The organism is Kitasatospora sp. NPDC058162 (genome assembly GCF_042884005.1).
In the GTDB taxonomy this organism is placed as follows: domain Bacteria; phylum Actinomycetota; class Actinomycetes; order Streptomycetales; family Streptomycetaceae; genus Kitasatospora.
In genome coordinates, this window is the sequence record NZ_JBHVUS010000006.1 from 394,969 (window position 1) to 401,923 (window position 6,955).

A 6,955-nucleotide genomic window follows, 5' to 3' on the forward strand; every position below is an offset into this window, starting at 1 on the left:
GAATCGACGGAGGTCAATCGATGCCGAGAGAACAGGTCCGGTGCACGCCGCGCTCTACCATGAGCCGTGGCCGGTCGCCGGAGATTCGCAGCGCTCAGACGGGTCGGCCCCGGCATGATCTGGCGGGCTGACACCGCGGTGCCGGCGTCCCGCCCCTCGGTACTGCCGTGGGCGACGTACCCCGACTGGGACGCGATCTACGCCGACAACGTGGGGCGCATCTACCGGTTGATGTTCGCGAAGGTCGGCAACCGTCCGGACGCCGAAGACCTGACCTCGCAGGTGTTCACGGCCGCGCTCGGGCCGTTGCGGCCCGGCGCCGAGATCGGTCAGGTACGCGCCTACCTGACGGCGACCGCGCGCACCGTGCTCGCCGAGCACTGGCGTCGCACCCTGGGCCACCAGGTCACCGAGATCGACCCCGACGACCTCGACCTCGCCGATCAAGCACTCGGTGCCGGGGAGGGCGACAACGCCGAAGCCGACGCGCACGCGCAGCGCATCCTGGAAGCGCTGCCGGAGCGGTACCGGCAGATTCTCGTCCTGAGATTCCTGCGGGGGTACACCGTCCGGCAGGCCGCGACGGAACTCGGGGTCACGGTGGCGAACGCGAAGGTCCTCCAGCACCGCGCCCTGCGTGCGGCCGCCCGGGTGGAGAACAACGCCGACAAGGAAGGGGAAGCGTCATGAGACGGCAGGCAGTGGACCGCTACGTGGAACGGCTGCTCGGCCGGCGCCGCCCCAAGCCGTTCGCGGCCACCGAGGAGGAGCTGGCCGTCGTGCGCACCGCCATCGACCTCGCGGCCGCCGGACCGGACGCCCAGGGCCCCAGCCCTGCCTTCGTGGACCGGCTGCGCCGGCAGCTGCGCGAACAGGAGCAGACGCGGGCCGCCACGCCCGCACCGCAGCCGGCGTGGCGCACCCCGCCGCGCCGTCGGCTGCTGGCTGCGGGAGCGCTCACCGCCACCGGCGCGCTGGCCGGGGTGGCCGCGGACCAGCTCCTGCAGCGACGCGAGGAGGGCGCGCAGGCGCAGCAGCCCGGCCCGTCGGCAGAGCTCGTCCCGGTCGCCGGCAGCTGGCAGCCGGTCGTCCAGGCCGCCGAGCTGCCCGAGGGAGCCGTCGTCGCCTTCGATCTGGGCGCTGTGACCGGATTCGTCCGCCGTACCGACGGGCGCATCCGGGCCGTCTCGGGCAACTGCACCCATCAGGGGTGCCGGCTCGACCTGGACAGCGCCCGCGACAGGCTCGCCTGCCCGTGCCACGGAGCGACCTTCAGCCTCGCCGGCGTGAACCTGACGCGTCCGCACCAGTCCGGCGAGCCGCTGCCCGCGCTGCCGCGGCTCCCGGTGCGCGAACTCGACGGCGCCATCCAGATCTACGCCCCGGCTGCCGACCACTCCCCGAAGGCGACAACCGAGTAACGTCGCCCCAGCGGGACAGCTCTGGGAGGAAGCCAACCGACGTGCCCAAGTTCTGAACCTGTCCTACCCACCAAGCGTGGGCCCGGGGCGGGCATTCGTAAGATCGTCGGGCCAGGGATTCCGGGCATGGCCGTGAGCTTGTCCTACTACAGGCAGGAGTGCGAGACCAGGTCGCCGACCTGGTCGCCGAGCGCCTGCCCTGCGTTCTCGTCGAACAGGAAGTGCTGTCCGGCGAAGATCCGGCTCTCCGCCGCCTCGTCCGCGGCGGCGGAGAAGCTGTGGAACTCGCGTACGACTCCGGGGACGCCGGCGTTCGAGAGCGAGATGTCGACCACGTCGTTGCCGAAGAAGTTGCGCAACGCCGATGCGGCGGACTGGCTGATCTCCGCGTGGGCGCCGGGGTAGCTCGGGTCGGGCGCGGTGTTGAAGAGCGGCAGCCAGGCCGGGTCGCCGGCCGTGGCGTCGTTGCCGTCGGTGCCGGCGGCGCGGACGGCGGTGACCGGACGCCAGAAGTGGTACGCGTACTTGGCGTCGTAGAGCGCGATCACGCCGTCGGCGAGGCTGACGTCGAGCTGGGCGAACAGGCGCGCGTTCTGCCCGAGGCTGGTGTGGGCCTGAGCCGCGGCCTGCTGCGCGATCTGGTTCCACACGATCCAGACCGGGCCGGCGCTCCAGAACTTGGCGATGTCGGTCTGGTTCTGACTGCGCGTCGTGCTGTTCAGCCGGCCGAGCGACTTGACCTGGTTGAAGTCATCGGCGTAGTTCGGGCTCGTGACGGCCGGCGGGGCCGGCGGGCGGAACTGGTCACCGCTGTCGAGCACGAACGGCCGCACCTTGCCCCAGCCGGTGAACACCGGCGTCGGGTTGTTCGGCGGGGTGATCTGGTACTCACCCGGGCCGGGCTGCGGCTGGTAGGGCGGGACGACGGTCGCCGAGCCGTCGTCCGCCCGCTCGTCGAGAACCTCCTTCGCGGCTTCCTCGCCGACCTGGATGCCCTGGCGGACCGGCGTCCCGGAGCCGAGCTGGTCCAGCGACTCCTGGAACTTCGCATCGAGCGCCGGCTTCTGGGTCGGCAGGAGCGCCACGAGCGCGGCGTGTGCCGCCGCCGCCGCGGCGGCTTGTGCGGAGGTGTCTGACTGAGGGGACGAGTGCCCTCCCTCGACGGTCTTCACCGCGTGGTAGACCGCGAGCTGGGTGATCGCCATGGTTCGGGTGGGCTGAATCGTCGCCGGCTGTGCTCCAGGAGCGACGAGCACGGTGCTCAGCTCCTGGTTCCACACGAGAACCTGGTCCGGAACGCTGGACGCGGGCGCCGCGTCCAGCGCGCCGGCGGCGTGCCCCACAGAGGCGGTGGCGCCGACGATGGCCAGGTTCACGGCGAGGGCTGCGATCAGCCAGGTTGTGCGTCTCATGGGTGAGTTCCAATCTGGTACGCGGTACAGGACTTTGGCCGCCATCGTGGACTTTTACATACTTAGTGCGACTTGCTGTCTCATAGCCGGACAAGCCCCTTTGACGTCCACCCGCTCGGCTGAACTCGAAGAAGGGGGTCCCACCAACACGCCGAGGCTCGACCTGCAACGCCCATCGACGGTTCGACGTGGCCGACCTGGCCGACTCGGCGAGGTCGGCCCCGCCTCGCTGCTGCCCGCACGTCAAGTCTTGGTAATGATTTCCATTTTGCCCTCACTGCATCTGGTGATGAAAATCGTTTCCATCTATGGTGGCGGTGTCCAACGGAGCCGGACCCTGCCCAGCGGTGGCCGGCTGTCTTCGAGGAGTGATCCGTCATGCCCGCCGTCCTGTCCATCACGCTCCGCCGCTCGCTCAGATTCGTTCTGGGAGCCACTGCGGTTATCGCCCTGGCTGCGACCAGCGCCTGCTCGACCGCCTCGTCGCCGAAGAGCGGGGCTGCGGCTTCCGCCACCGGCGGGGGCAGCTCGAAGGTGATCCAGGTGACCGCGGCGGAGAACTTCTGGGGCAGCATCGCCACGCAACTGGGCGGCGAGCACGTGAAGGTGACCAGCATCATCACCAACCCCGACACCGACCCGCACTCCTACGAGCCGACCGCTGCCGACGGCCGGACGGTCGCGGGCGCGGACTACGTGATCAGCAACGGCATCGGGTACGACGCCTGGTCGGACAAGCTGCTCGCCGCGAACCCGGCTTCGGGCCGGACCGCGCTGAAGGTGGGGGGCCTGCTGGGCAAGAAGGAGGGCGACAACCCGCACCAGTGGTACTCACACGACAGCGTGTACATGGTGATCGACCGGATCACCGCCGACTACAAGAAGATAGACCCGGCCGACGCGGCCTACTTCGACACGCAGAAGAGCACCTTCGAGACCCAGACGCTGGCCAAGTACAACCAGCTGGAAGCCGACATCAAGGCGAAGTACGCGGACACACCGATCGGCGCCTCGGAGTCGATCGTCACCCCGCTCGCCGAGAGCGTGGGCCTGAAGATGCTGACCCCGGAGACCTTCCTGGACGCGGAGAGTGAGGGCACCGACCCGACCGCCGCCGACAAGGCCACCATCGACCAGCAGATCGCCAGCAAGCAGATCAAGGTCTACGTCTACAACACCCAGAACTCCAACCCCGACGTCCTCGCCCAGGTCAACGCGGCCAAGGCCCAGGGCATCCCGGTCGCCACCGTGACCGAGACCCTCGCCCCGGCCGGCGCGAGCTTCCAGGACTGGCAGACCCAGGAGCTGCAGGGCATCGCGGACGCACTGAAGGCGGCGACGGGCAAGTGAGCATTCACCCGACCGCGAAGGTCCGAACGGAGATGGGGCGCACCACGCCGGGTGCGGACCCGGTGCTGTCGCTGCGCGGCGCGGCCGTCCGGGTGGGCGGACGGACCCTGTGGTCGGGTGTCGATCTGACCGTGGGGGCCGGGGAGTTCACCGCCGTGCTCGGCCCCAACGGGGTAGGGAAGTCCACTCTGGTGAAGGTGCTGCTCGGGGTGCTGCCCGCAGCGGCAGGTGAGGTGCGCGTGCTGGGAGGCGAGCCCGGCTCGCACAGTGGCGCCGTGGGGTACCTGCCGCAGCGCCGCAGCTTCGACGCGAGCGTGCGCATCCGCGGGGTGGACGTGGTGCGCCTGGGCCTGGACGGGGATCTGTGGGGGGTCCCCGTTCCGGGCCTGGGCCGGGCGAAGCGACGGGCCGCGCGCGAACGCGTCGCGGAGGTCATCGAGTTGGTGGGTGCCACGAAGTACGCCGAGCGGCCGATCGGGCAGTGCTCGGGCGGTGAGCAGCAGCGGTTGCTGATCGCCCAGGCGCTGGTCCGCCGCCCCCGGGTGCTGCTGCTGGACGAGCCGCTGGACAGTCTTGACCTGACCAACCAGGCTGCTATCGCCTGCTTGCTGGGCAAGATCTGCCACCTGGAGAAGGTGGCGGTGGTGATGGTCGCGCACGATGTGAACCCGATACTGCACCACCTGGACCGGGTGGTCTACATCGCCGAGGGCGGCGCCGTCTCCGGCGCGCCCGCAGACGTGATCACCTCTGAGACGCTGACCCGCCTGTACCGCACACCCGTCGAGGTGCTGAGCACGAGTGACGGCCGCCTGGTGGTGGTCGGCCAGCCGGAGGCCCCGGCCCTGCACACCGACCGGCACGCCACGGGAGGCCGTGATGCTGGCATCTGACGCTACATCGCCCGCGTTCTCGTGGAACCTGATGGCGGACTTCCAAGACATGTGGTCCTACCTGTACATGGTGAACGCCTTCCGGGCCGGCCTGATCGTGGCCGTGGTCTGCGCGGTAGTGGGCTGGTTCATGGTGCTGCGCCGGCAGACCTTCGCCGGACACACGCTCTCCGTGGCGGCCTTCCCCGGCGCGGCGCTGGCCGTGCTGGCCGGCTTCTCCACCACGCTCGGCTACTTCGGCTTCTGCATCGCCGCCGCGCTGGTGATCGCCGCGCTGAACCGCAAGGGCAGGGAGGCCGGCGGCGAGGAGTCGGCCGTCACCGGCACCGTCCAAGCGTTCGCGCTGGCCTGCGGGTTCTTGTTCATCAGCCTCTACAAGGGCCTGCTGGAGGGGCCGACCGCGCTGCTGTTCGGCGACTTCCTGGGCATCACCACCGGCCAGGTCGTGACCCTGGCCATGGTCGGTGCGGTGGTGCTCGCGGTGCTGGCAGTGATCGGCAGGCCGCTGCTGTTCGCCTCGATCGACCCCGAGGTGGCGGCCGGGCGCGGGGTGCCGGTGCGGCTGCTCGGCACCGTCTACTTGGTCTTGCTGGGCGCGGCCACCGCCGAGGCGAGCCAGATCACCGGCACGCTGCTGGTGTTCGCGCTGATGGTGATACCGGCCGCCGCCGCGCAGCAGTTGACCGCCCGGCCAGGCCGCAGCCTGCTGCTCGCGGTGCTGCTGGGCCTGGGGGCGTGCTGGGCCGGACTGATCGCGGCCTACTACCAGCCCTACCCGCTCGGGTTCTTCGTCACCGGCTTCGCGTTCGCCGGCTACCTGCTCGCACACCTGGTCCGCTGGGCCAGGGAAGCCCTGGGCAATTCGCGGAGCCCGTTCGCCCTCGGAGGTGCAACGTGAGCTCCATCCTTCAGCAGGCGTTCTTCCAGCACGCCCTGCTGGCCGGGACGTTCATCGCGCTGGCCTGCGGGCTGGTCGGCTACTTCCTGGTGTTGCGGGCGCAGATCTTCACCGGCGACGCGCTCAGCCACGTCGCCTTCACAGGGGCGATGGCGGCCCTGGCCGGCGGCTACGATCTGCGGCTCGGGCTGTTCGCCGCGACCATCGGCGTCGGCCTGCTGATCGGCGGCCTCGGGCGTAAGGGCCGGGCGGACGACGTGGTGATCGGCAGCGTCTTCGCCTGGATTCTCGGACTGGGCGCGTTCTTCCTGACCATCTACACCACCTCGCGCAGCGGCGCCCAGGGCGGCGCCGGGACCAGCGTGCTGTTCGGCTCGATCTTCGGCCTGCACGGTAACCAGGCCACCCTCGCGGTCGTGATCGCGGGCGCGGTCTGCCTGCTCCTGCTGCTGATCGCCCGTCCGCTGCTGTTCGCCACCCTGGACGAGGCCGTGGCGGCGGCCCGCGGGGTGCCGGTGCGCCTCCTCGGCTTCGGCTTCCTGGCGCTGGTCGGCGCCACCGCCGGCGAGGCCACCCAGGCGGTCGGCTCACTGCTGCTGCTCGGCCTGCTCGCCGCCCCGGCCGGCGCCGCGATCCGGCTCACCGACCGCCCGTTCCGCGCTCTCGCGCTCTCCGCCGCCTTGGCGGTGGGCGAGATGTGGGGCGGGCTCCTGCTCAGCGCCGCCGCCCCCAAGCTCCCGCCGAGCTTCGCCATCATGGCCACCGCGAGCGCGGTCTACGCGGCCACCTTCCTCATCCGCCCGGCCCGCGCCGCCCGGCCGGTGCCGGCCTGACCGGCACCGCGACCACCGGGGGTTGACCGTGACCGAGACGAAGAGCAAGACGCTGACCACAGTCTTCCGTAGATGCCCCCAACCCAACCCCCGCCACAAAGCAAAAAACCGCCAAGACAAGCAAAACAAACGCGGCCGAACAAAAAGA

General features: G+C 70.5%; 7 protein-coding genes. 6 read left to right on the forward strand and 1 reads right to left on the reverse strand.

Translation table 11 applies throughout. The features are described from left to right. Positions 1–114 precede the first annotated feature (114 nt). Both ACFVXG_RS15495 and ACFVXG_RS15500 read left to right on the forward strand, forming a co-directional pair. The gene (locus tag ACFVXG_RS15495; RefSeq protein ID WP_387927760.1) at positions 115–690 is read left to right on the forward strand and encodes an RNA polymerase sigma factor; all 576 of its coding nucleotides are present in this window, start codon (positions 115–117) and stop codon (positions 688–690) included. Continuing rightward, positions 687–1,421 (forward strand): Rieske (2Fe-2S) protein, encoded by a 735-nt coding sequence (locus ACFVXG_RS15500; RefSeq protein ID WP_387927762.1) that lies wholly within the window; start codon positions 687–689, stop codon positions 1,419–1,421. The genes ACFVXG_RS15495 and ACFVXG_RS15500 overlap by 4 nt, the downstream gene beginning before the upstream one ends. A gap of 146 nt (positions 1,422–1,567) precedes the next feature. Here the strand turns inward: ACFVXG_RS15500 and ACFVXG_RS15505 are convergent, their stop codons facing one another. After that, positions 1,568–2,833 (reverse strand): vanadium-dependent haloperoxidase, encoded by a 1,266-nt coding sequence (locus ACFVXG_RS15505; protein WP_387927764.1) that lies wholly within the window; start codon positions 2,831–2,833, stop codon positions 1,568–1,570. A gap of 378 nt (positions 2,834–3,211) precedes the next feature. Between ACFVXG_RS15505 and ACFVXG_RS15510 the strand changes: the two genes are divergently transcribed. Genes ACFVXG_RS15510 through ACFVXG_RS15525 form a run of 4 tightly spaced genes read left to right on the forward strand, consistent with a single transcriptional unit; the run spans position 3,212 to position 6,807 of the window. Next, positions 3,212–4,183, forward strand: coding sequence for a metal ABC transporter solute-binding protein, Zn/Mn family (locus tag ACFVXG_RS15510; RefSeq protein ID WP_387927766.1), 972 nt, complete (start codon positions 3,212–3,214; stop codon positions 4,181–4,183). A gap of 32 nt (positions 4,184–4,215) precedes the next feature. Then, positions 4,216–5,076 carry a metal ABC transporter ATP-binding protein gene (locus ACFVXG_RS15515; RefSeq protein ID WP_387927768.1) on the forward strand — a complete coding sequence of 287 codons (861 nt, stop codon included), beginning with the start codon at positions 4,216–4,218 and terminating at the stop codon, positions 5,074–5,076. 31 nt (positions 5,077–5,107) lie between these two features. Further along, entirely contained in the window at positions 5,108–5,974 is an 867-nt protein-coding gene (locus ACFVXG_RS15520; RefSeq protein WP_387927770.1) for a metal ABC transporter permease, read from the forward strand. Beyond that, entirely contained in the window at positions 5,971–6,807 is an 837-nt protein-coding gene (locus ACFVXG_RS15525; RefSeq protein ID WP_387927772.1) for a metal ABC transporter permease, read from the forward strand. Before ACFVXG_RS15520 ends, ACFVXG_RS15525 begins: the two co-directional genes overlap by 4 nt. Positions 6,808–6,955 lie beyond the last annotated feature (148 nt).

Bases quoted from the DNA above. Each gene is read 5' to 3' on its own strand.
- ACFVXG_RS15510 (WP_387927766.1), top strand. From the start codon at position 3,212: ATGCCCGCCGTCCTGTCCATCACGCTCCGCCGCTCGCTCAGATTCGTT.
- ACFVXG_RS15495 (WP_387927760.1), top strand. From the start codon at position 115: ATGATCTGGCGGGCTGACACCGCGGTGCCGGCGTCCCGCCCCTCGGTA.
- ACFVXG_RS15520 (WP_387927770.1), top strand. From the start codon at position 5,108: ATGGCGGACTTCCAAGACATGTGGTCCTACCTGTACATGGTGAACGCC.
- ACFVXG_RS15505 (WP_387927764.1), bottom strand. From the start codon at position 2,833: ATGAGACGCACAACCTGGCTGATCGCAGCCCTCGCCGTGAACCTGGCC.
- ACFVXG_RS15500 (WP_387927762.1), top strand. From the start codon at position 687: ATGAGACGGCAGGCAGTGGACCGCTACGTGGAACGGCTGCTCGGCCGG.
- ACFVXG_RS15515 (WP_387927768.1), top strand. From the start codon at position 4,216: ATGGGGCGCACCACGCCGGGTGCGGACCCGGTGCTGTCGCTGCGCGGC.